The sequence below is a fragment of the Citricoccus nitrophenolicus genome, from assembly GCF_047305825.1.
Classification (GTDB): Bacteria; Actinomycetota; Actinomycetes; order Actinomycetales; family Micrococcaceae; genus Citricoccus; species Citricoccus nitrophenolicus.
Map to the genome: position 1 here is coordinate 1,861,020 of NZ_CP063070.1, position 21,901 is coordinate 1,882,920.

Genomic DNA, 21,901 nt, shown 5'->3' on the forward strand with positions numbered 1-21,901 from the left:
AACACAATGATTTTGAAACTCTACGAAATGCCGGATCAGTCCGGCATGGCACCGGAAGGAGACCTGGCATGGGCCAGCCCCTGACCACTCCATCGACATCTGCACTCGATCCGCACATCGTCACCCTGGGCACTGCCGGTGGCCCGCGGTGGTGGACCCGCGGGGTGCCGCAGCAGCGGTGCGGCATCTCCACTGCGGTGGTGGTGGGTGACGGGTTCTACCTCGTCGACTGTGGCCACGGCGTGGGCCGCCGCCTCAATGAGGCAGGGCTGACCATGGCCGGCCTGCGCGGGGTGTTCATCACCCACCTCCATTCAGATCACACGGTGGACCTCGGCAGTCTGGCCCTGTTCGGCCTGTACGAGATGACCGACCGTCAGGACCGCCCGGTCACGATCATGGGCCCGGGGGACCGCGGCATGTTGCCCCGGGTCTCGCCACGTGCCCAACGGGCCCCGCAACCGCTGAACCCGGAGAATCCCACGCCGGGCACCCGGGACCTGTTCAGGACCCTAATGCACGCCCACGCCACCGATCTCAACGACCGCATCCTGGACAGTCTGCGGCCCAATCCGCTGGACCTCTTCCAGGTGGAGGACATCGAACTCCCCCAGGGCCTCGGATACCACCCGAACGACCGTCCGAACCCGGACATGGACCCCTTCGTCATCTTCCGGGACGAGTACGTCACGGTCAGCGCCATCCTCGTCGAGCATCCCCCGGTCGCCCCGGCCTTCGGCTTCCGCTTCGAGACGGCAGAGGGCTCAGTGACGTTCTCCGGGGACACGGCGGAGACGGCGAACATGGTCCGGCTGGCCCAGGGGACCGACCTGCTGCTGCACGAGGCCATCGATTTCGGCTTCGTGGAGTCGATGTACGCCGACAAGGTGGACGAGGCCTCCAGGGCCTCCCGGGATCACCACTACAAGTCCCATACCTCCGTGGAGGGCGCCGCGCGGATCGCGACGGCCGCCGGAGCACGCCAACTGGCCCTCCACCACCTGGTCCCGGGTACGGCGGCGCCCGCCGTCTGGGAACGCGGCGAGGCGCTCTTCGACGGGGAGTTCCATGTCCCCGACGACCTCCAGTCCATCCCCTTCGGGGCAGCCCGCCCCTCTCCGCAGGCGCCAGCCGCGGCAGACCCTGAGAACCAGGCCACTTCACCCCAGGATGTGATGACCCCATGAGCAAGGCTGACCCCGTGCTGACCACCGGTTCCCCCTCCACTCCCCCCGTCCTCGACCCTTCGGCACCCGTGGAGACGGCGACGTCCCTGAACACCAAGGACATGCGCCGGATCCTCTCCTCGAGTTTCATCGGCACGGCCATCGAGTACTACGACTTCATCCTCTACGCCACCGCCGCCTCCGTGGTCTTCAACCAGGTGTTCTTCAACGGCCTGGATCCGGCCGTCGCCATGTTCGCCTCGTTCGGGACCCTGGCGGCCGGCTACCTGGCGCGGCCGCTCGGCGGGTTGGTGTTCGGCCACTTCGGTGACCGCATCGGGCGCAAGAAGATGTTGGTCTTGTCCATGATGATCATGGGTGTGGCCACCGTGCTCATCGGCCTGTTGCCGACCACGGCGACCATCGGCATCGCCGCACCCCTCATCCTGATCACCCTCCGGGTGGTCCAGGGCATTGCGGTCGGCGGAGAGTGGGGCGGTGCCGCGCTAATGGCCTTGGAGCACGCGCCGAAGCAGTCTCGTGGCTTCGCCACGTCCTTCGCCAATGCCGGAGGGCCGGCCGGCGCCATCATGGCGACCCTGGTGGTGTCCTCCGTCTCGGCACTGACCGGGGACCACTTCCTCGAGTGGGGCTGGCGGATTCCCTTCCTGCTCTCGGCCGTCCTGATCGTCGTGGGCATGGTGATCCGCCTGAAGGTCGCTGAGTCCCCGGTCTTCCAGAAGCTCTCGGAGGAGAGCGAGGCGCGCAAGCTACCCATCGTGGAGGTCATCCAGCATCACTGGCGAGCCGTGGCCCTGGCTTTGGCCGCGGCCATGGGGTTCTACGTCTGCCAGGCCATCCTCACGGTGTGGGGTGTGTCCATGGCCGTCGAGCAGGGCCTGGACCGGTCAGCCGTGCTGAACTGGAAGGCCGCAGCAGCCGCCCTCACGCTCGTCGTCACCTTCTGGGCCGCACGCATGTCAGACCGCATCGGACGTCGGCGGATGCTGACCATCGCCGGGGTGGTCGGCATCGTCTCGGCCTACCCGCTCGTCCTGTTGCTCACCACCGGAACCATGTGGAGCTTCGCCCTGGCCATGGTCCTGGGCAACGGCATAGTCCAGGGCCTCCTGTACGGCCCGATCGGCGCCTTCGTCGCAGAACAGTTCCCGGGAAAGGTGCGGTACACCGGAGCGTCTCTGGCGTACCAGGGCGCCTCCGTGGTCGGTGCCGGCTTCACCCCGATGATCGCGGCAGGCCTCATGATCCTCGCCGGGGGATCGGTGGTCCTCGTCGGAGCCTTCTGGGCCGGGATGCTGGCGATCTGCACGCTTGCCGTCCTCCTCACCAAGGAGTCCAGCCGCAAGGATCTTCTCTGACCCCACCGGCCACGGCGTCCCGTCATCCGGCCACCGAGATGCCCAGACCCTCCGCATGCTCGGTGGTGGCCCGCGCCAGACGCACGTCTCGGCTGGTGATGCCGCCGACGTCATGGCTGGACCAGGTGACCTGCACGGAGGGGTAGGTCAGCAGCAGGTCCGGGTGGTGGTTGTTCTCCTCGGCGGAGGCACCGATGAGGTTGACGAGCTCCAGTCCGGTGGCGAAGGACTTCGTGGCGAAGGTGGCGGTCAGCGTGCCGCCGTCCTCGGTCCAGCCGTCCAGTCCGGCCTCGGCGATCTCGTCGGACGTCAGGGTCTTCTTCGGGTCTGGCTTCGATTCGCTCATGGAACCATCCTCCCGCCGGCCCCCGTGCCCTGACCACCCCCAGGCGTCACCCCCGGGGTCACCCCAGCGGGATGCTCCCCTTCAGCGATTCCGGTTCAGTCACCGGCTCCTCCGCGGTCCGCCCGATCACCTCGCGGGCCAGCTTCACCGAGTCCCACACGTTCCACAGCAGCACCCCGCGCACCGCGCCCAGGTGGTTGAGGTAGTAGACCACGCCCGTGGAGTGATCCGGTTCCCCGTCCTCACCCACCGCCCAGTCCTCCACCATGGTGTGCCGGGTGTCCAACTCGCCCACGGCCTCGTAGCCGTAATCGAACAGGTCGGACCAGAAGAACGGGGTGGTCCGGTACGGCCTGCCGGCCCCGGCCATGTTGCGCCCGGCGATCTTGCCCATGGTCTCCGCGGCAGCGGCATGCTCCACGCGCCGGATCCCGAGGAGCCGGTCCGGATAACGGGCCACGTCCCCGGCGGCGTAGACGCTGTGCGCGCCGGTGCGCAGGTGCTCGTCCACCAGCACCCCGTCCTCCACGGCCAGCCCGGCGGCCTGCGCCAGCTCCGTGCGGGGCTCCACCCCCACCCCGACGACGGCCGCGTCCGCTGCGATCCGCGTCCCGTCCTCGAGGCGGACGTCCACCCCATCCGCCCGCTCGGTCCCGCCGGCCAGACGGCCCTCGACGATCTCGACGCCGCGGTCCCGGAACTCCTGCGTGACGGTGCGGGCCAGGGCGGCGGGGAACATCTGGGTCAGCAGCGGCTCTCCCGTGACCACCAGGGTCACCCGGACCGAGTTCTGGGTGAGCACGGCGGCCATCTCCGAGCCGATGTATCCGCCGCCGACCACCACCACGTGGGCACCGGGTGTCGCGAGCTCCCGCAACCGCCGGTAGTCCGCCACCGTCCGGTAGTAGATGACCCGCTCGCCGGGCTCGAGGCCGGCGGTGCGGGGCTCGGCACCGGTGGCCAGCAGGAGCCGGCCGTACCGGACGGAGCGGCCCCCGGCCAGGGTGATCGAGTGCTCGTCCGGAGTGAGGGCAGCCACGGTGGTGCCGAGGTGGAACCGGGTGTTCTCGTCCGGGGCGCCCTCGAGAACCGGGGGTCCGGAGACCATCAGGGACCCCTGCAGGGTGGCCTCCGGGTCCACCCACAGTGTCTTGGACAGGTCCGGCCGGTAGACGGGCGCGGCAGGGTCGGCGCCGAACACCCCGATGCTGCCGGTTCCGTCCTCCGCCCGAATCCCCTCCACGGCCTTCGCGGCGGCCATCCCGGCTCCCACGATCACGTAGTCGTAGGCCTCCAGCACCTCTTCCGTGTGCAGGCCCTCGGCGCTGGGGTCCAGGGACGGCACCGCCTCCCGCGCCTCAACCGGGCCGCCCTGGTCCGAGGGCGCCGAACGTTGCCGGTCCATCCACTCCTCCAGGGTCACGCCGTCCACCACGGCCGCGTCCGGGATCAGTCCGCCGCCGGCCATCGCGCGCCCGAACAGTGGCACCTCGAGGATCCGCTGCGGGGCCTTGCCCCCGGCCGAGCCCAGCACGTCGATCATCCGCCTGGCCACCTCGGCCGCGGTCGCGGTCTCGGGGCCGCGGATGGCCACGGTGCGCACCGCGGGTTCCCGGCCACCGCGCTCCGCCTCCCTCGAGGTCCGGATGGCCTCCTGCGCCACCAGCTGCGCCACCGACTCCGCAGCCACGGGTGCCATGCGCATGGTCGGCAGGACGGCCACCGGACCCAGAGTGGTCATCTGCAGCATGAGGGGCACCAGCTCGAACCACTGGGTCGAGTGGATCAGGGTCACCGGAAGCCCGGAGGTCCGGTAGGCGTGCTCCTGCGCCGCCTTGCCCCGGTAGTACCCGTACCTCCTGTTGACCTCGCCGTCCGCTGCGCCGGCTATGGAGACGCAGACCAGATGCCCGACGCCGGCCCGGCGGGCCTCCGAGCAGATGTTGCCTGCCGTGGTGGTGAAGAACTCGATCGCCGTCGCGGCACTGAGCGTGACCTTGCTGAGCGAGTCGATCACGGCGTCTGCCCCGGCGAACGCCTCCCGCAGGCCCGTGCCCGTGTAGGCGTCCACCCCGGTGGAGCGACTGGCCTCCACCACCTCGTGGCCGTCTGCGCGCAAGCGGCTCACCAGTAGGGTTCCGAGGGTTCCTGAGGCTCCGAGCACCACGATTCTCATGGTCCGCATGCTAGGTCCCGGGACGGGACCGGGGGCAGGGCCCATCGACGGGCCCCTCTGCCGAGGTCAGCTCCCTCACGAGGTGGCGGCCCAGGTGTCCCGTGGCGCCGGCCACGGGGATTCTCAGGGCCACAGTATCCATCCCCCCACGCCCAGGCACGCCAGGCAGAGCAGCCAGAACACGCCCGTCCACAGTCCGGCGGGCAGCCCGGTCAACCCGGCCAACTGGTCGGCGTCACTGACGGGCGCACAGCCCGAGCGGCCGCCGCCCAGGCGCCCGGGCCGGCGTCGCGCACGCTGCATCTCGACCACCGAGCGGGGCGCGGCCAACAGCAGGGACAGCACCACCAGGTAGGCCGCGGACTGGACCGCCACCGGGGAGGCGGCCCAGGACAGCACGCCCACGGCCGCCCCGGTCACCAGGACCACCCAGAGTCCGTAGAGGTTGCGGATCAGCAGCAGCATCAGCACGCAGGTGAGGACCAGCAACCACAGACTGCCAGCCGCGTATCCGGCCCCCACCAGCCAGGCGCCGGCCAGCCCGGCGAGAGCGGGCGCCGGGTAGCCGGCGGCCAATGTCAGGACCATGCCGGGTCCTCGCGGCCGGCCGCGCGAGAGGGTCACCCCGGAGGTGTCCGAGTGCAGTCGGATGCCGCTGAGCCGCCGACCGGCGAGGACGGCCACCAGCGCATGCCCGGCCTCGTGGACCAGCGTCACCAGGTGCCGCACCAAGCGGTAGCCCCAGGGGCTCCAGGCCAACAGGAGCGCTGCCACGGCCAAGCCCAGCACCAGCGGCAGGTCCAAAGGCGCGTGGGTAGCGGTGGCCCGCTCCCACAGATCCGCCGCAACCTCGCCCACCCCGTTCACGGGTGGTGCCACCCTGGGTGCCATGCGGCGCCCGTCAGAATCCGCCGGCGTCCGGCGCCATGTTGGAGAACCGCGAGTAGTGCCCCTGGAACCCGAGCACGATGGTCTTGGTGGGACCGTTGCGGTGCTTGGCCACGATCAGGTCGGCCTCGCCGGCGCGCGGTGACTCCTTGTCATAGATGTCCTCGCGGTGCAGCAGGATGACCATGTCCGCGTCCTGCTCGATCGAGCCGGACTCGCGCAGGTCCGAGATCTGGGGCTTCTTGTCCGTGCGCTGCTCGGAGCCACGGTTCAGCTGGGACAGGGCGATCACCGGGACCTCGAGCTCCTTGGCCAGCAGCTTGAGGGCACGCGAGAACTCGGCCACCTCCTGCTGGCGGGACTCGACCTTCTTGCCGGAGCTCATCAGCTGCAGGTAGTCCAGGATCACGAGCTTGAGATCGTGCTTCTGCTTCAGGCGCCGGCACTTGGCGCGGATCTCCATCATGGACATGTTCGGGGAGTCGTCGATGAAGAACGGGGAGTCGTTCAGCCGGCCCACGGTCGCGGCGATCTTGGACCACTGCTCATCCCGGATGGTGCCCTTGCGCAGGTCCTGCAGGGCGATCGTGGCCTCGGCCGAGAGCAGGCGCATGGCGATCTCGTTCTTGCCCATCTCGAGCGAGAAGAACACGGCGGTCATGTTGTTCTTGATGGCGGCAGCACGGGCGAAGTCCAGCGCCAGGGTGGACTTGCCCACCGCCGGGCGGGCGGCGATGACGATCATCTGGCCGCCGTGCAGACCCTGGGTCAGCTCGTCGAACTCGTAGAAGCCGGTCGGCACGCCGGTCATCCCCTCGCCCTGGGAGCCGGCCGCCTCGATCTCGTCCACCGTGTGCTCGAGGATCCCGGACAGGGGCACGTAGTCCTCGGACTGGCGGGTCTCGGCGACCTTGTAGATCTCCGCCTGCGCCTCGTTGACGATCTCCTCGACCTCGCCGTCCTGGCCGTAGCCCATCTGGACGATCTTGGTCCCGGCCGTCACCAGGCGGCGCAACACGCCCTTCTCGCGGACGATCTCGGCATAGAAACCGGCGTTGGCAGCCGTGGGGACGGACTGGACCAGCTCGTGCAGGACGGCCGGTCCCCCGATCCGTGAGAGTTCCTGGCGCTTGTTCAGCAGGTCCGCCACGGTGACGGCATCGGCGGGTTCCCCGCGGCCGTACAGGTCGATGATGGCCTCGTAGACCATCTCGTGGGCGGGACGGTAGAAGTCGTTGCCGCGCAGCAGCTCCACCACATCCGCAATGGCGTCCTTGGACAGCATCATGCCGCCGAGTACCGACTGTTCGGCGACGAGATCCTGTGGGGGGAGGAGTCCGGCCCGCGAGCCACCGGCGCCGTCGGTGGAATCAAAATCCTGTGATGCCAAGTACTTGATTCCCTCTCCCGTAACCGGACGGCCCGGCAACTCCTCGCGGTGCGATGACCCCAGTGGAATCCGCCGTCTCAGACAGTGCTGAGGCGGCGGATTCCGCAGACGTGAAGTGCCGGATGTGCGCCGCGAAACCGCGGCCAATACCCGGACCCGCCTGAAGGGGATACCACGAGACACTACTCGCCGGCAGGACCCTCCTCAACCGCGTGTTCCACAAGCCCTGTGGATAAGGTGTGGATTCCCCGGCGTGTTGTGTGCACAGCGTGGGGACAACTCGGAGGATTACCCCCGCGTTTTATCCACATATCCTGTTTGACATGGTCTTTTGTGATTCGGTGGCTGTGGATTCAAGAGAATTCCCTTGGGGATTACTCTGGCGTACGTACCATCGCCGGCCCGCCTTGAGCAATGCAGCCCGGGCACCTTTCAGACTTATCCACAGGCTGTCCACAGGGTTTGTACCCTCGGTTGTATGCCATGTCCGCGCTCATTCCGGCCACCCTCCGGCCTGGACCGCACCCGGCTTGTCACATCCGTCACGTCCGTGTGGCGTTCACCGGGTATTCATTCGGCGGCGGTTTCACATTCCCTCTGACCAGAGGGACTGAAATGATAGGGACATGACCGGCCATGAGATCACCACGCAACCCACCGAGGTCCCCGTCGATGAGTTCATATCCCGGGTGGACCACCCCGTCCGCCGGGCCGACGCGGAGGTCCTGGACGAGATGTTCCGCCGGGTCACGGGCCAGGAGCCACGGATGTGGGGGCCCAGCATGGTGGGCTACGGCGCGTATCACTACGAGTACGCCAGCGGGCACAGTGGAGATGCCCTCGCGGCCGGGTTCTCGCCCCGGAAGACCAGTCTGTCCCTCTACGGACTGACCATGCAGCCGGAGGCCACCGCCCTCCTGGAGCGGCTGGGAAAGCACCGCATGGGCAAGGCATGCCTCTACGTCAACAAGCTCGCGGATGTGGACACCGAGGTCCTCGAGCAGCTCATCCGGACCGGATACCGCTACGTGACCGAGGAACTCCACCAGCCCCCTGTCCAGGGCCGCTGAGGCACCCACCAGGGCGGGGCCCCGGACAGCCGAAGGCCGGCCGCCTCCCCTGGGGGAAGCAGCCGGCCTTCGTCAGGTGGGCCGAGGTGGGCGATAACGCCGCCTCAGCCGGTATGCCTACTTCTTGGCGGCCTTGGCAGCGACGACGTCCAGGTCGATCACGGCCAGGACATCCTCCTGCAGTCGGGCATGAGCCTGGAACCGGCCGGTCGCCTTGATGGCGGTCGGCAGGGTCACCACGCGCTTGTCGATGCTGCCGAGGCCAGCGGCCTCCACGGCAGCGGCCACGTCGGCGGCCTTGACGGCGCCGAACAGGCGACCGCCCTCACCGGCGGTGACCTCGAGGCGGACCGGCGACGCCTGGAGCTGCGCTGCCAGGGCCTGGGCCTCCTCAAGCGACTTCACGGCGCGGATCTCGCGGGCAGCCTTGATCGACTCGACCTGCTTCTCCCCACCCTTGCTCCACGTGGTCGCGAAACCGCGCGGCAGCAGGTAGTTGCGGGCGTAGCCGTTCTTGACGTCGACGACGTCACCGGCGGAGCCCAGGCCAGTCACTTCCTGGGTCAGAATGAGCTTTGCCATCTGGTATCTGTTCCTTCCTCGACTCGGTCGATCAGCCGCGGCCAGCGCCGGAGTAAGGAAGCAGGGCAACCTCACGGGCGTTCTTGACGGCCTGGGCGATCTTGCGCTGCTCCTGCACGGTCACGCCGGTCACGCGACGCGCGCGGATCTTGCCGCGGTCGGAGATGAACTTGCGCAGCAGTGCAACGTCCTTGTAGTCGATGACGGTGATGTCAGCGGCCTTCAGCGGGTTGGACTTTGGTTTGGGCTTACGGATTTCAGCCTTCGCCATCGTGGTGCTCCTTCGTCATTCGGGAGCCCGCAGAACGGTTCTGCGGGATGGGATCGCGGGTGGGGTTCCACCTGCGAGCCGTGCGGGAAACGGTTCCTACACGGCGTTCGGCCGGTCGGTGCCCGAGGGCGCCAGGGGCCGGGAGGGAACTGGTGAGACACCAGTCCCGGATGTGTCGGTGTGGTTGGAGTACTACGGGATCAGAACGGCGGTTCGTTGTTCCCCGGGGTGTCCCAGGAACCAGCGGAGGTGGAGGAACCACCCCACGGATCGTTCTGCTGGCCGCCGCCTCCGGCGCCCCAGCCGGCGTTTCCGCCGCCCTGGCCGCCGCCACCCTGATTGAAGCCACCGCCCTGACCGCCACCCTGGCCGCCGCCGAAGCCGCCGCCACCCGAGTTGCCACCGAAGCCGCCTCCGCCGGAGCGGTTGGACTTGGTGACCTTGGCGGTGGCGTAGCGCAGCGAGGGACCGACTTCATCGACGTCCAGCTCGTAGCTCGTCCGCTTCTCGCCCTCTCGGGTCTCGTAGCTCCGGGCCTTCAGCCGGCCCTGGGCCACCACGCGGGCGCCCTTGGTCAGCGACTCGGCCACATTCTCGGCCGCCTCGCGCCAGATCGACGCGCGGAGGAACAGGGTCTCCCCGTCCTTCCACTCATTGGCCTGGCGGTCGAACGTCCGCGGCGTGGAGGCGATGGTGAAGTTGGCCACGGCAGCACCCGAGGGGGTGAACCGCAGTTCCGGGTCAGACGTGAGGTTTCCGACGACGGTGATGACGGTTTCTCCGGCCATGGTGCCTCCTGTAGTGCCTTGAGTCAGTGCTGCTCGGCGGTGATATCGGCGTGGTGGTGCGGCGCCCCGAGGGTGCCCACACGGTGATTACTCTGCGGAGATCTTCTGCTCTTCCGGGCGGATGATCTTGGTGCGGAGGATGATCTCGTTCAGGCCCAGCAGACGGTCCAGTTCCTTGGAGGTCTCCGGGGAGCTGGTGAAGTTGATGACCGCGTAGATGGCCTCGGCCTTCTTCTGGATCTCGTAGGACAGGCGGCGCCGGCCCCAGAGATCGAAGGAGTCCACGGAGCCGCCGTCCTTGGTGACGACCTCCAGGTACTTCTGCAGGGTCGGTTCTACGGTGCGCTCATCCACTTCGGGATCAACCAGCACCATCAGTTCATATGCACGCATGCGAACCCACCTCCTTTGGGCTGACGGTCACGGTATTTCCGTAACAGGAGGTTCTGTGCGATGTCCCCTGCGCGGACCCGTCTTGGGACGGCACGCAGAAAACCTTAGTCATCTTACCCGCTGCCGGGCCACGGCACCCAATCGGACCTGTGGACCATCCCGCGGACCGCGGCCGCTGTGCAGTGGCGGACTGTCAGACCCCGGAGTAGAAGGCTCCCACGGCCCCGGTCAGCCGTGCCGGGTCCCCGGCGCCGCACATCTCACGGGCCGAGTGCATGGACAGCAGGCCGATGCCCACGTCCACGGTGCGGATGCCCAGCCGCGTGGCGGAGATCGGCCCGATCGTGGATCCGCAGGGCACCGTGTTGTTGGAGACGAACTCCTGGAACGGCACCCCGGCCACCCCGCACCAGCGGGCGAAGGCAGCGGCCCCGGCGGCATCCGTGGAGTAGCGCTGATTGGCGTTGATCTTCAGCAACGGTCCGCCGTTCGGCCGTGGATGGTTCACGGGATCGTGGCGCTCGGAGTAGTTGGGATGGACCAGATGCCCGGCATCGGCGGAGAGCAGCCAGGACCCGGCGAAGGAACGGGCCGCACCCTGCCCCTCCACACCGAGGGCCACCAGCACCCGGCGCAGCACGTCCTCCAACACCGGCCCAGCCGCTCCGGACCGGGATGCCGAGCCGAGCTCCTCGTGGTCGAAGGCCGCCAGCACGGGGATCACCGGCGCGCCGGCGGACTCACCGGCCATCCCGTCCGCCACCCTGCCGGCGCCGGCACCGGTGACCAGCTGTTCCATCGCGACCACGCCCGCATGCACGGAGGACAGGTTGTCCAGCCGCCCGGAGGCGAAGAACTCCCCGGCGCCGCCGAACAGTCCGGGAGCCTGCGTGTCCGCCATCACGACGTCGGCCCCCGCCACAGCGTCCGGCTCCAGACCCGCGGTGGCCGCGAGGACGGCCAGGATGTCAGTGACCTCGGTGGCCTCGTCACCCACCCCCTCGGCGCTGGAACCGGCGGTCCCCGCCGTCTCCGCACCCCAGATGGGGTTCAGGTGCCTCTGCCGGTCCAGCGTCAGGCCGTTGTTGACCTCCCGGTCCAGGTGGATGGCCAGCTGCGGGAAGCGGGCGATCGGCCCCGTCCGGACCAGGTGCTCCCGGCCGTCGGCCGTCACGAGCCGCCCGGCGAAACAGAGCTCACGGTCCAGCCAGGAGTTCAGCAGCGGGCCACCGTAGACCTCCACACCCGCCTGCCGCCATCCCTCCCGGGAGGTCGAGGGGTTCGGCTTGAGCTTGAACGTCGGCGAATCGGTGTGGGCGCCGAGGATCCGGAACACCGGCACCGAGCCGTCGGCGCCCCGGGCACCCTGCTGCCGGCCGTCGTCGGGAATCCGCCAGGCCATCACCGCACCGTCACGCACCAGGACGTACCCGCCCGGCGCCGAGGGGAGGTCCAGCCGCTCGTCGACTCGCGCGAAGCCCACGGCCTCCAGCCGACGGGCGGCCTCGGCGGCGGCGTGGTAGCTCGAGGGGCTGGCCATCACGAAGTCGGACAGGTCCTGCAGGTGGGGGGACAGTTCGGTCATGTGCCTACCGTACTGGGCTGGGCGTCAGGGCCGTCCCGGTGCGTGTCCCGCCTCCGCGTGGGCGCGCACCAACCACGGGGCGCGGTCGGGGGCATCGTCATAGTCACCGCCCAGCGGGTCATCCACGGGGAGCCTCTCCGCCTCCTCCGGCGCGTAGCCCAGGGCCTTCAACCGGGCCGCCGCCTGCACCCGTCCCTGTCCGGCGTTGCCGTGGCGCCAGATCCGGCCCCCCGGCAGGGAGGCCCGCACCTGGTCCCCCTCCGGATGGAGCATCTGCTCCACCACGCGGACCATGAGGTACACGGTGGCGGCCATGTGGCCCAGGATCGCCAGCACGTAGAAGGTGTCATCCATGGAGTGCTGGACCTCGGAGCCGGAGGCGCCCTTGGCGAGGTACATCCAGATGGCCCAGAAGTGCAGCACCTCGAGGAACTGCCAGATCAGGAAGTCCCGCCAGCGGGGGACGGCCAACGCTGCCAGGGGCACGAGCCAGATGACGAACTGGGGTGAGTACACCTTGTTGCACAGCACGAAGGCCGCCACGATCAGGAACGCCAGGTGGGCCACCCGGGGCCGGTAGCGGCACGTCACCCCGAGGACGAACACGGCGCAGCAGCACAGGAAGAAGGCGCCGTAGGCCAGCAGGGACAGCTGCTCGGCGGCGATGGTCGGCCCACCGACCTTCTCCATGGTCACGTTCCAGGCGTGCCAGATGGAGGACAGCCCCGGTCCGCGTTCGCCGGAGAACGTGAAGAACACGCTCCACGCCGCGGGGTTGCCGATCATCATCGGCAGGTTGACCGCGAGCCAGGCGGCCACGGTGCCCAGGGCCGCCCACAGGAACGGCGCCCACCGCAGAGAGCGCACGGCCAGGATGAGCAGTGCCCCCAGGATCAGCAAGGGGTAGAGCTTCATGGCCGCCCCCAGGCCGAAGAGGATGCCCGCCCACAGGGGCTTGCGTCCGCCGAAGAGCCACATCCCCACGGCAAGCAGCCCCACGGCCCAGAGGTCCCAGTTCACGGATCCGGCGAGGATGATCCCCGGGGCCACGGCCACCATGAGCGCATCCCAGGGCCGCCGCCCTGCGGACTTCGCCGTGACCACCACGGTGACGATCCACAGCATGGCGGTGAAGACGAAGTTCACGTCCCAGTAGGCCAGGGAGGGATTGAGGTCCGCCAATGGCAGCATCCGGGAGATCACCGCCGCGATCGAGGCCACCACGGACATCAGCACCGGGTACTCGAAGCTCGCCCCGGCGGCGAACGGGGCGAAGGGGTCCTCGGCGAACCCGCGTCCGCCGTACAGCGCGGACCAGTCCGAGTAGCACCCCGCGTAATAGACCGTGGGCTGGCCCCAGCCGTTCAGCCGGCACGGGGACTTCAACAGCACGGCGACGACGGCCGAGAGGGTGGTGAGCGCGATCAGCACGCGCATCGGGGTCCAGAAGGATCCGCCGGTCCGGCCGGGCACCGTGTGCCGGCCCGCCGGGCCGCCCAGCAGCTCACGCATCCGGCGCACGAGCCCGTCCGCGCGGGACGGGACGGAGGCTGGGAGGGGGGCGCCGGCGTCGGGCCTGATGGTTCTCCCCGGGGTGCGCAGGCTCATGGTGACCATCCTAGGAGCGGCAGGGCCTGCCAGACGCCCCGGGAATACGGCCCGGACGCGGGTGGTTGGACATGGATGCCGTCTGCGGCCGTCATCCGGCGTAAAGTGGATGGGGTTGTGCCGAGCCCGCTCGGGTCCACGGCACCCAACAACGTTTTCGTCCCGAGCCTTCGGGACCGGAGTCCGCCGCGCCCGGCGTGCGGCCCCAGGACTGTCAGCACAACAAGGAGTACCGGTGTCGAAGAACCCGATTCGTGTGGCCATTGCGGGCGTGGGCAACTGCGCCACCTCGCTGATCCAGGGGGTGGAGTACTACCGCAACGCCTCCGCGGACGAACAGGTCCCCGGTCTGATGCACGTGCAGTTCGGCGGGTACCACGTCTCGGACCTCGAGTTCGTGGCCGCCTTCGACGTGGACGCGAAGAAGGTCGGCGTGGAGCTCTCCGAGGCCCTGACCGCCTCCGAGAACAACACCATCAAGATCGCCGACGTCCCGGCCACCGGCGTGACGGTCCAGCGTGGTCCCACCCTGGACGGGCTCGGCAAGTACTACCGCGAGACCATCGAGGAGTCCGGCGCCGAGCCGGTCGACGTGGCCCAGGTCCTGAAGGACACGCAGGCGGATGTGCTCGTCTGCTATCTGCCGGTGGGCTCCGAGGATGCCGCGAAGTTCTACGCGCAGGCCGCGATCGATTCGAAGGTCGGCTTCGTCAACGCCCTGCCCGTCTTCATCGCCGGAACCCCCGCCTGGGCGGAGAAGTTCACCGCGGCCGGTGTGCCGATCGTGGGCGATGACATCAAGTCGCAGATCGGCGCCACCATCACCCACCGCGTCATGGCCAAGCTGTTCGAGGACCGCGGGGTCACCCTGGACCGCACCTACCAGTTGAACGTGGGCGGCAACATGGACTTCAAGAACATGCTCGAACGCGAGCGCCTGGAGTCCAAGAAGATCTCCAAGACCCAGGCCGTCACCTCGAACACCTCGGCCGTGCTGGGCGCGGATGACGTGCACATCGGCCCCTCGGACTACGTGTCCTGGCTGGACGACCGCAAGTGGGCCTTCGTCCGCCTCGAGGGCCGCAACTTCGGCGACGCCCCCGTCTCCCTGGAGTACAAGCTGGAGGTCTGGGACTCCCCGAACTCCGCCGGCGTGATCATCGACGCCGTCCGCGCCGCCAAGATCGCCCTGGACCGCGGGGTCGGCGGCCCCATCCTCTCGGCCTCCAGCTACTTCATGAAGTCCCCGCCGGTCCAGCATCACGACGACGTGGCCCATGAGCTCGTGGAGGCCTTCATCCGCGGCGAGATCGAACGCTAGACCCCTCCTTCGCCTTCTCAACTGGAGGTCGAATCCGGCCCATTTCTCGGCGCTACCGGTGAGTAATCGGGCCGGATTCGACCTCCAGATTGACCGTGGCCGGACAACGGGCATGGGAGCCCTGGCCCCGGCACCCCTCAGGTGACCCCCACGCGGCCAACGGCAGAAACTACCCCTCAGTAGGGGGTGTTCCAGATCACGCAGCCCTGCTATTCTCTTCGAGTGCCCGAGATCCTCTGGGATCTCTGCGCGCTTCCTTATCGGCTTTTCCGCTCTGCATCGGCGGACTGACTCATCTGAAGGAGGTGGGGAAATTGATGACTATCCAGCATGACTTCGCGAACGGCGACACCGCCGCGTCCGGCGTCCACCTGGCGTATCCAGGAGTCGCTGCCATCAATCAGTCCATCCCCGCCTCCGCGCTGAACGCACGCAGCTGAGCAGCCGAGACCCGGACCTCGTCCGGGTACACCGCAGAGTAGGACCGTCAGCCTGACCACCTTGGTGGTCCGGTGGACTTCCCACTCCAGCCGCTGACCCATCGCTGAGGCATCCCAACCGAGGGACCACCCCAGCCATGTCCGTCATCAGAAACACCCCCGAACACCCTGTCCTGGCCGCCGGCACCCCGGCGGTCCTCCCTGCGTCCCTGTCCGGACCCCCTCGACCGTGGAGAGGGGGTGACAGCACGTGAGCGAGCACTCCCATGACCCGGGTACCCCGCGCAGGCGGTCCTGCAAGCAGCGCTTCGGGACCATCTTCCGCCCGGCACCCTTTCTGCCTGACCAGGAACGGTCCCCGAGCCGGGACGACATCCCGTTGCCGCCGAATTTCATCATCCACCTGCGGTGATCACCCGCTCCGCCCCCGCTGGAGGTCGATGGGTGACCCAGATTCCCGGATCCCCGGGGTCTCGGGTCATTCATCGACCTCCAGTGGTCTGTCCGGCTTCCAGTCCCGCCACAGGAGGGCAGATCCGGGTCCGATGACCCATTCCCCGCCCGGCTGGGGCCGTGCGAGGATCACCCCATGAACGACGCCGAGATCTCCGCAGCAGCCACACTCGAGCCGGTGGCCGACGTCGCCCACCGGGCCGGAATCCCCGCAGAGGCGCTCATTCCCTACGGCCACCACATGGCCAAGGTGGACACCGCCAGCCTGGCAGGACCGGGCCAGAACGGCCGGGTCGTGCTCGTCACCGGGACCAATCCGACGCCGGCCGGCGAGGGGAAGTCGACCGTCACCGTGGGCCTGACGGACGGACTCAACCTCCTCGCCCGCGCCGACGACGCCCCGGACGCCTGGGCCGGCAAGACGGCGATGGCCGCCCTGCGGGAACCCTCCCTCGGCCCGGTCTTCGGGATGAAGGGCGGGGCCACGGGCGGCGGATACGCCCAGGTGGTGCCCATGGAGAACATCAACCTGCACTTCACGGGCGACTTCCACGCCATCACCTCGGCCCACAACCTGCTCTGCGCCCTGGTGGACAACCACCTGCACCGGGGCAACGAACTCCGGATCGACCCTCGGACCATCGCCCTCAAGCGGGCACTGGACACCAACGACCGCTCCCTCCGCCAGACGATCATCGGGCTGGGCGGCCGCACCGAGTCCGTGCCCCGGGAATCCGGCTTCGAGATCACGGTGGCCACGGAGACCATGGCCGTGTTCTGTCTGGCCACCGGCCTGGAGGATCTCAAGGAGCGCCTCTCGAGGATCATCATCGGCCGGACCTACGATCGCCAACCGGTGACGGTGGGTGACCTGGGGCTGCACGGCGCCCAGGGGGCCATGGCCGTGCTGCTCAAGGACGCCCTGAAACCCAACCTGGTCCAGACCCTGGGCGGTTCCGCCGCCTTCGTCCACGGGGGGCCCTTCGCCAACATCGCGCACGGTGCCAACTCGATCACCGCCACCAACACGGCCCGGAGACTGGCTGACGTGGTGGTCACCGAGGCAGGCTTCGGGGCGGACCTGGGCGGGCAGAAGTTCATGGACATCACGGCGGTGGCCGGAGGATTCCCACCGGCTGCCACCGTCATCGTGGCCACGGTCCGGGCCTTGAAACTCAACGGCGGCATGTCCCCGGAGGACCTGGACACCGGTGCCGAGCACGGGGATCAGCCATCTCTGGAGGCACTGGAGGCCGGGGTGGCGAACCTGGCCCGGCACCTCGAGAACATGGCGGCCTACGGTGTGCCGGTGGTGGTGGCGGTCAACCGCTTCCCGCAGGACACCGAGGCCGAACTGGACTGGCTGACCGGCTGGTGTGCCCGCCGGGGCGTCCCCGCCGCGGTGGCCGATGTCTGGGCCCGCGGCGGCGAGGGCGCGCTGAAGGTGGCCCGGCGGCTCGTGGAGGTCCTGCCCGCCGAGGAGGAGGAGTCCGGCTGGCATTCACTGTGGACCGATGACATGACGGTGGCCGAGCGGATCGAGACCGTGGTGACGCAGATCTACGGCGGCGCCGGGGTGGAGTACACGCCAGCGGCCCGGTACCAGCTGGACCAGCTGGTGGCGGAGGGATGGGACCACCTGCCGGTCTGCATGGCCAAGACCCAGTACTCGTTCACGGACGATCCCGCGGTGCTCGGGGCCCCCGAGGGCTTCATCGTCACGGTGCGCGATCTGGCGCTGCGCCCCGGTGCGGGATTCGTGGTGGCCCTGACCGGGTCCGTCATGACCATGCCCGGGCTGCCCCGCACGCCCGCGGCCGATTCCATGGACGTGGACTCCTCCGGCCACGTCACCGGGCTGTTCTGATCCCCACCACCCGGGTTACGAGCACGCTTGTGGGTGGCTCCACCCGGCGTGTCTCGACGCTAGGCGTGCTCATAACCGGGGGTCAGGAGGATGATTCCGGCTGCTCGGCCCACCAGCGCAACAGCTCGGCCGTTGCCTCGTCCTCGCCGTGAGTGCCCTCGTCCAACCGCCATTCCAGCAGATGTTGGTAGGCCCGGCCGACCACGGGCCCCGGGCGTATCCCGAGGATCGCCATGACCTGCTTCCCGTCCAGGTCCGGGCGGACGGCCTCGAGCTCCTCCTTCGCGGCAATCTCCGTCATGCGCCGTTCCAGGTCGTCATAGGCGAAGGCCAGCCGGTCGGCCTTGCGGCGGTTGCGCGTGGTCACATCGGAGCGGGTCAGGGCGTGCAGCCGCGGCAGCACGGGGCCGGCGTCCGTGACATACCGGCGCACGGCCGAGTCGGTCCAGCCGGCATCCCCGTAGCCGTAGAACCGCATGTGCAGCTCCACCAGCCGGGCCACGGCCTTGATCGTGTCGTTGTCGAACTTCAGCGCCCGCATCCGCTGCTTGACCAGCTTCGCCCCCACCACATCGTGGTGCCGGAAGGTGACCGCCCCGTTCGGCTCGAAACGCCGGGTGGCCGGCTTGCCGACGTCGTGCATCAGGGCCGCGAAGCGCAGGACGAAGTCCGGGGCGGGGACATAGGTGCCCGACGGCGGCGCGAAGGGTTCCGCATCCGCCTCGCCGTCCGCTGCGGCCGGGTGCTCCGCACTCCAGCGCTCCTCCAGCTCCGCCGGGTACTCATGCTCCATCGCCTGTTCCATCACCGTCAGGGAGTGTTCGTAGACGTCCTTGTGCCGGTGGTGTTCGTCCGTCTCCAGTTTCAGGGCCGGCAGTTCGGGCAGCACATGGCCCGCCAGACCGGTGTCCACCAGGAGGTTGAGGCCGGCGCGGGGGTGGGCGCCGTTGACGAGCTTGACCAGCTCCTCCCGGACGCGCTCAGCGGAGATGATGGTGATCCGCTCGGCCATCGCCGTCATGGCCGCAGTCACGGTCTCGTCCACGCCGATCCCCAACTGGGAGGCGAAGCGCGCGGCGCGCATCATCCGCAGCGGGTCATCGGAGAAGGACTCCTCGGGGGTGCCCGGGGTGCGTAGCCGGCCGGCCGCCAGGTCCTTGACGCCGCCGTGCAGGTCAACGAGCTGCAGGGAGGGCAGGCGGATGGCCATGGCGTTGACGGTGAAGTCACGGCGCAGCAGGTCGCCTTCCAAGGTGTCCCCGAACGCCACCTGGGGCTTGCGGGAGTCGGCGTCGTACTGTTCCGCCCGATAGGTGGTGACCTCGAGCTGCCAGCCGCCCTTGCTGAAGCCGATGGTGCCGAACTTCTTCCCGATGTCCCAGTGCGCGTCCGCCCACCGCCGGGCGATCTTCAGGGTGGTGTCCGGGTCGGCGTCCGTGGTGAAGTCCAGGTCCGGGGACACTCGGCCCAGGAACAGGTCACGCACCGGGCCACCTACCAGGGCCAGTTCGTGTCCGGCGTCCTCGAAGAGCCGGCCCAGCTCGAGCACCACCGGGGGCAGCCCGGCACCGGTCGGGAACCCGACGGGGAGAGCCACCAGCTCGGGGGCGGGCGTGCCGGAGGGGGGCGGGGTCGTGGCAGAGGGATTCATCGTGTGTTAAAGGGTGCCAGATCCCGGCCTCTCCTGAGGACCATCGGCTTCCGCCCGGGGGTGCCGCCGCCATGCGGTTCCGGTTCGGCCCGCTACAGTGGAATGCATGGCTCATCCCGTTCCGAGCGCTCCCAAGCGCACCCCGCTCACCGCATCGGTGGGCCGGCGTGTGCCGCGGCGACCCGGGGCCCCGGGTTCTGGGGAGATCCCGCAGGGATCCCTGCCCACCGTGGAGGAGGTCTCCGCAGGCGGCCTGGTGGTGCGCAAGGTGGGCGGCCGGCTCGAGGTCGCCATCATCGCCCGTTACAACCGCGGCGGCCGCCTGGAATGGTGCCTGCCGAAGGGCCACCCCGAGGGCGAGGAGACGCACGGAGAGGCGGCCATCCGCGAGGTGGAGGAGGAGACCGGCATCGCCGGGGACATCCTGGCCTCCCTCGGTTCCATCGACTACTGGTTCACGGTGTCCAGCCACCGCGTGCACAAGACCGTGCACCACTACCTGCTGCAGGCCACCGGGGGCGAGCTGACCACGGAGAATGATCCGGACCATGAGGCCGTGGACGTCGCCTGGGTGGGCCTGGACGTGCTGAACGCCAAGCTCTCCTTCCCGAACGAACGGCGGATCGTGGACCTGGCCCGGGACGTGCTGCCCGGGCACGAGGACGGTTTTCCGGACCTGCCGGATTCCGCGCGGTGACGGCGAAGGACCCCACCACCGCGACGCCGGACACCCCGGGCCGCGGCCAGGGCACCGGTGCGCCGATTGGCGGCAACACCTCCGGCGCCGACACCTCCGCCGCCGTCCGGGACAGCACCGCGAAGTCCAGCGCTGTCATGGCCGCCGGCACCCTGGTCTCCCGCATCCTCGGCTTCGTCCGCACGGCCCTGCTCGCCGTGGCCATCGGCTCCACGGCCATGGCCGCGGACATCTTCGAGTCCGCCAACACCATCCCGAACATCATCTACATGCTGCTGGCCGGCGGCGTGTTCAACGTGGTGCTGGTCCCGCAGCTCATCAAGGCCGCCCGGGCCCCGGACCGCGGCTCCGACTACACCTCCCGGCTGATCACCCTGGCCGTGCTGGTGATGGCCGGCGCCACCCTCGTGGTAACCGTGGCAGCGATGCCCATCATGGTGGCGCTCACGAGCAACTGGTCGGAGCCGATGCTCGCCCTGGGCACTGCCTTCGCCCTCTGGACGTTCCCGCAGATCTTCTTCTACGGCGTGTATGCGGTGATCGGGCAGGTCCTCAACGCCAACGGCCGCTTCGGTGCCTACATGTGGGCCCCCGTGGCCAACAACGTGGTGGCGATCGGCGTGATCGGCCTGTACCTGGTGATGTTCGGCTCCTACCAGGCGGGCGGAGATCAGCTTGCCGAGTGGAGCACGGCCCAGACCGTGCTGTTGGCCGGTGGGCACACCCTGGGCATCGTGGTGCAGGCCCTCGTGCTGTTCGTCCCGCTCAGCCGGCTCGGCCTGGGGTTGCGGCCGAAGTTCGGTTGGAAGGGCATGGGTCTGCGGTCCACCGGCAAGCTCGCCGGCTACACCCTGGTCACCATGATGGCCGGCAATGTCATCAACCTGCTCGTCGCCCGCCTGGTCTCCGGTGCCACCGAGGCGCGCAGCTCCATCGGCGAGGCCGCTGGGGCCGGAGGGCCCTTCGAGGGACTGGACCCGGCCGCCGTCGAGGCTTCGATCCCCGGCCTCTACGCCCTGAACACGGCCCAACTGATCACGGTGCTGCCACACTCCGTGTTCGTGCTGTCCCTGGCCACCGTGCTGTTCAACCAGCTGACCCGTTCACTACACCGCCAGGACCTTCCCGGGGCCCTGGCCACCGTGGGCCGGGGCCTGCGTAGCTTCGCTGTGCCGATGATGTTCGCCATGGTGGCGATCCTCGTGCTGGCCGGGCCCCTCGGGCGTATCTTCGGCGGTTCCTCGGCCACCGCCACCGCCTCCGGTGTGGCGATCGGGCAGTTGCTGATCCTGCTCGCGCTGGGCATGCCCTTCCGCTCCGCCCACATCTATCTCACGCGGTTGTTCTACGCCTCGGAGAACGCCCGGATCCCCATGTTCGTCCAGGTCGGGATCGCCGGCTGCACCCTGGTCATCGCCTACGTGGCCTCGATCTTCATGCCGGCCTGGTCCATGGCCTATCTGATGGTCTCGGTCTTCACCCTCCTGCACATCGTCCAGTTCGTGTGGATGCACGTCCTGGTCCGCCGTCACTTCGGCGACTACGGGTCCGGCCACGTGCTGGACACCTATATCCGCACCGGGGTGGCCGCCCTGCTGTCCGGCGCCGCCGGAGCCCTGGTCCTCTGGCTGATGGGCGGCTACTCGGGCGGCTTCCCCTGGGACTCGATCTTCACCTCACTGGTGAGCTGTACCGTGGTGGGGCTGGTGATGGGGCTGGTGTACTTCCTGCTCCTGCGGGCCATGCGCCTGCCCGAGTTGGCCGACTTCCTGGGGCCCCTGGCACGCCGGATTCCCGGGCTGGCCCGGTAATTTCCTGCGGTTCCGTTCG

The 21,901-nt window shown here is 69.0% G+C and carries 20 protein-coding genes; 9 read left to right on the top strand and 11 right to left on the bottom strand.

Features of this window, described 5'->3' with window-relative positions:
- Nucleotides 1-68: 68 nt before the first annotated feature.
- The gene (locus tag IMT31_RS08555; protein WP_413542458.1) at nt 69-1,187 is read left to right on the top strand and encodes an MBL fold metallo-hydrolase; all 1,119 of its coding nucleotides are present in this window, start codon (nt 69-71) and stop codon (nt 1,185-1,187) included.
- The gene (locus tag IMT31_RS08560) at nt 1,184-2,545 is read left to right on the top strand and encodes an MFS transporter (protein WP_413542459.1); all 1,362 of its coding nucleotides are present in this window, start codon (nt 1,184-1,186) and stop codon (nt 2,543-2,545) included. Before IMT31_RS08555 ends, IMT31_RS08560 begins: the two co-directional genes overlap by 4 nt.
- 22 nt (nt 2,546-2,567) lie before the next feature.
- Here IMT31_RS08560 and IMT31_RS08565 read toward each other — a convergent pair whose 3' ends face one another.
- From IMT31_RS08565 to dnaB, 4 genes are all read right to left on the bottom strand, one after another.
- Nucleotides 2,568-2,891, bottom strand: a complete 324-nt coding sequence (locus tag IMT31_RS08565; RefSeq protein WP_413542460.1) for a 4a-hydroxytetrahydrobiopterin dehydratase — start codon at nt 2,889-2,891, stop codon at nt 2,568-2,570.
- A 58-nt stretch (nt 2,892-2,949) separates the two neighbouring features.
- On the bottom strand, nt 2,950-5,067 hold the full coding sequence (locus IMT31_RS08570) for an FAD-dependent oxidoreductase (RefSeq protein WP_413542461.1): 2,118 nt from the start codon (nt 5,065-5,067) through the stop codon (nt 2,950-2,952).
- Nucleotides 5,068-5,190: 123 nt separating this feature from the next.
- Nucleotides 5,191-5,946: a M50 family metallopeptidase gene (locus IMT31_RS08575; protein WP_413542462.1), complete on the bottom strand. Its 756-nt coding sequence runs from the start codon at nt 5,944-5,946 to the stop codon at nt 5,191-5,193.
- Between the two features lie 22 nt (nt 5,947-5,968).
- Nucleotides 5,969-7,345 carry a replicative DNA helicase gene (gene dnaB, locus IMT31_RS08580; protein WP_345357106.1) on the bottom strand — a complete coding sequence of 459 codons (1,377 nt, stop codon included), beginning with the start codon at nt 7,343-7,345 and terminating at the stop codon, nt 5,969-5,971.
- Between the two features lie 626 nt (nt 7,346-7,971).
- Between dnaB and IMT31_RS08585 the strand changes: the two genes are divergently transcribed.
- The gene (locus tag IMT31_RS08585; RefSeq protein ID WP_413542463.1) at nt 7,972-8,415 is read left to right on the top strand and encodes a DUF1801 domain-containing protein; all 444 of its coding nucleotides are present in this window, start codon (nt 7,972-7,974) and stop codon (nt 8,413-8,415) included.
- A gap of 117 nt (nt 8,416-8,532) precedes the next feature.
- Here IMT31_RS08585 and rplI read toward each other — a convergent pair whose 3' ends face one another.
- The 6 genes from rplI to IMT31_RS08615 form a co-directional block, all read right to left on the bottom strand.
- Nucleotides 8,533-8,997, bottom strand: a complete 465-nt coding sequence (gene rplI / locus IMT31_RS08590) for a 50S ribosomal protein L9 (protein ID WP_345357112.1) — start codon at nt 8,995-8,997, stop codon at nt 8,533-8,535.
- A 31-nt stretch (nt 8,998-9,028) separates the two neighbouring features.
- Complete coding sequence (gene rpsR, locus IMT31_RS08595) at nt 9,029-9,268, bottom strand: 30S ribosomal protein S18 (protein ID WP_345357115.1); 240 nt, start codon at nt 9,266-9,268, stop codon at nt 9,029-9,031.
- 200 nt (nt 9,269-9,468) lie between these two features.
- Nucleotides 9,469-10,056, bottom strand: a complete 588-nt coding sequence (locus IMT31_RS08600; protein ID WP_345357118.1) for a single-stranded DNA-binding protein — start codon at nt 10,054-10,056, stop codon at nt 9,469-9,471.
- A gap of 87 nt (nt 10,057-10,143) precedes the next feature.
- Nucleotides 10,144-10,449: a 30S ribosomal protein S6 gene (gene rpsF, locus IMT31_RS08605; protein WP_345357121.1), complete on the bottom strand. Its 306-nt coding sequence runs from the start codon at nt 10,447-10,449 to the stop codon at nt 10,144-10,146.
- A gap of 193 nt (nt 10,450-10,642) precedes the next feature.
- Nucleotides 10,643-12,034, bottom strand: a complete 1,392-nt coding sequence (locus tag IMT31_RS08610; protein ID WP_413542464.1) for a M18 family aminopeptidase — start codon at nt 12,032-12,034, stop codon at nt 10,643-10,645.
- Nucleotides 12,035-12,058: 24 nt separating this feature from the next.
- Nucleotides 12,059-13,642: a glycosyltransferase family 87 protein gene (locus tag IMT31_RS08615; RefSeq protein WP_413542465.1), complete on the bottom strand. Its 1,584-nt coding sequence runs from the start codon at nt 13,640-13,642 to the stop codon at nt 12,059-12,061.
- A 235-nt stretch (nt 13,643-13,877) separates the two neighbouring features.
- Here IMT31_RS08615 and IMT31_RS08620 point away from each other — a divergent pair, with 235 nt between their 5' ends.
- From IMT31_RS08620 to IMT31_RS08635, 4 genes are all read left to right on the top strand, one after another.
- Complete coding sequence (locus IMT31_RS08620) at nt 13,878-14,963, top strand: inositol-3-phosphate synthase (protein WP_413542466.1); 1,086 nt, start codon at nt 13,878-13,880, stop codon at nt 14,961-14,963.
- Nucleotides 14,964-15,280: 317 nt separating this feature from the next.
- Nucleotides 15,281-15,403 (top strand): hypothetical protein, encoded by a 123-nt coding sequence (locus IMT31_RS08625; RefSeq protein WP_413542467.1) that lies wholly within the window; start codon nt 15,281-15,283, stop codon nt 15,401-15,403.
- Nucleotides 15,404-15,653: 250 nt separating this feature from the next.
- Entirely contained in the window at nt 15,654-15,815 is a 162-nt protein-coding gene (locus IMT31_RS08630; RefSeq protein ID WP_413542468.1) for a hypothetical protein, read from the top strand.
- A gap of 177 nt (nt 15,816-15,992) precedes the next feature.
- Nucleotides 15,993-17,723, top strand: a complete 1,731-nt coding sequence (locus IMT31_RS08635) for a formate--tetrahydrofolate ligase (protein WP_413542469.1) — start codon at nt 15,993-15,995, stop codon at nt 17,721-17,723.
- Between the two features lie 82 nt (nt 17,724-17,805).
- Here IMT31_RS08635 and IMT31_RS08640 read toward each other — a convergent pair whose 3' ends face one another.
- The gene (locus IMT31_RS08640; protein WP_413542470.1) at nt 17,806-19,374 is read right to left on the bottom strand and encodes an HD domain-containing protein; all 1,569 of its coding nucleotides are present in this window, start codon (nt 19,372-19,374) and stop codon (nt 17,806-17,808) included.
- 106 nt (nt 19,375-19,480) lie between these two features.
- On the opposite strand from IMT31_RS08640, the gene IMT31_RS08645 reads away from it, so the two are divergent.
- Both IMT31_RS08645 and murJ read left to right on the top strand, forming a co-directional pair.
- Nucleotides 19,481-20,071, top strand: a complete 591-nt coding sequence (locus tag IMT31_RS08645; protein ID WP_345357145.1) for an NUDIX hydrolase — start codon at nt 19,481-19,483, stop codon at nt 20,069-20,071.
- Complete coding sequence (gene murJ, locus IMT31_RS08650) at nt 20,068-21,882, top strand: murein biosynthesis integral membrane protein MurJ (protein WP_413542471.1); 1,815 nt, start codon at nt 20,068-20,070, stop codon at nt 21,880-21,882. Before IMT31_RS08645 ends, murJ begins: the two co-directional genes overlap by 4 nt.
- Nucleotides 21,883-21,901 lie beyond the last annotated feature (19 nt).

What these genes read in the sequence shown, in the direction of transcription:
- IMT31_RS08560 (WP_413542459.1), top strand. Translation starts at nt 1,184, where the DNA reads ATGAGCAAGGCTGACCCCGTGCTGACCACCGGTTCCCCCTCCACTCCC.
- IMT31_RS08610 (WP_413542464.1), bottom strand. Translation starts at nt 12,034, where the DNA reads ATGACCGAACTGTCCCCCCACCTGCAGGACCTGTCCGACTTCGTGATG.
- IMT31_RS08645 (WP_345357145.1), top strand. Translation starts at nt 19,481, where the DNA reads ATGGCTCATCCCGTTCCGAGCGCTCCCAAGCGCACCCCGCTCACCGCA.
- IMT31_RS08635 (WP_413542469.1), top strand. Translation starts at nt 15,993, where the DNA reads ATGAACGACGCCGAGATCTCCGCAGCAGCCACACTCGAGCCGGTGGCC.
- rpsR (WP_345357115.1), bottom strand. Translation starts at nt 9,268, where the DNA reads ATGGCGAAGGCTGAAATCCGTAAGCCCAAACCAAAGTCCAACCCGCTG.
- rpsF (WP_345357121.1), bottom strand. Translation starts at nt 10,449, where the DNA reads ATGCGTGCATATGAACTGATGGTGCTGGTTGATCCCGAAGTGGATGAG.
- IMT31_RS08615 (WP_413542465.1), bottom strand. Translation starts at nt 13,642, where the DNA reads ATGAGCCTGCGCACCCCGGGGAGAACCATCAGGCCCGACGCCGGCGCC.
- IMT31_RS08565 (WP_413542460.1), bottom strand. Translation starts at nt 2,891, where the DNA reads ATGAGCGAATCGAAGCCAGACCCGAAGAAGACCCTGACGTCCGACGAG.
- IMT31_RS08600 (WP_345357118.1), bottom strand. Translation starts at nt 10,056, where the DNA reads ATGGCCGGAGAAACCGTCATCACCGTCGTCGGAAACCTCACGTCTGAC.
- rplI (WP_345357112.1), bottom strand. Translation starts at nt 8,997, where the DNA reads ATGGCAAAGCTCATTCTGACCCAGGAAGTGACTGGCCTGGGCTCCGCC.
- IMT31_RS08585 (WP_413542463.1), top strand. Translation starts at nt 7,972, where the DNA reads ATGACCGGCCATGAGATCACCACGCAACCCACCGAGGTCCCCGTCGAT.
- IMT31_RS08640 (WP_413542470.1), bottom strand. Translation starts at nt 19,374, where the DNA reads ATGAATCCCTCTGCCACGACCCCGCCCCCCTCCGGCACGCCCGCCCCC.
- IMT31_RS08555 (WP_413542458.1), top strand. Translation starts at nt 69, where the DNA reads ATGGGCCAGCCCCTGACCACTCCATCGACATCTGCACTCGATCCGCAC.
- IMT31_RS08625 (WP_413542467.1), top strand. Translation starts at nt 15,281, where the DNA reads ATGACTATCCAGCATGACTTCGCGAACGGCGACACCGCCGCGTCCGGC.
- IMT31_RS08570 (WP_413542461.1), bottom strand. Translation starts at nt 5,067, where the DNA reads ATGAGAATCGTGGTGCTCGGAGCCTCAGGAACCCTCGGAACCCTACTG.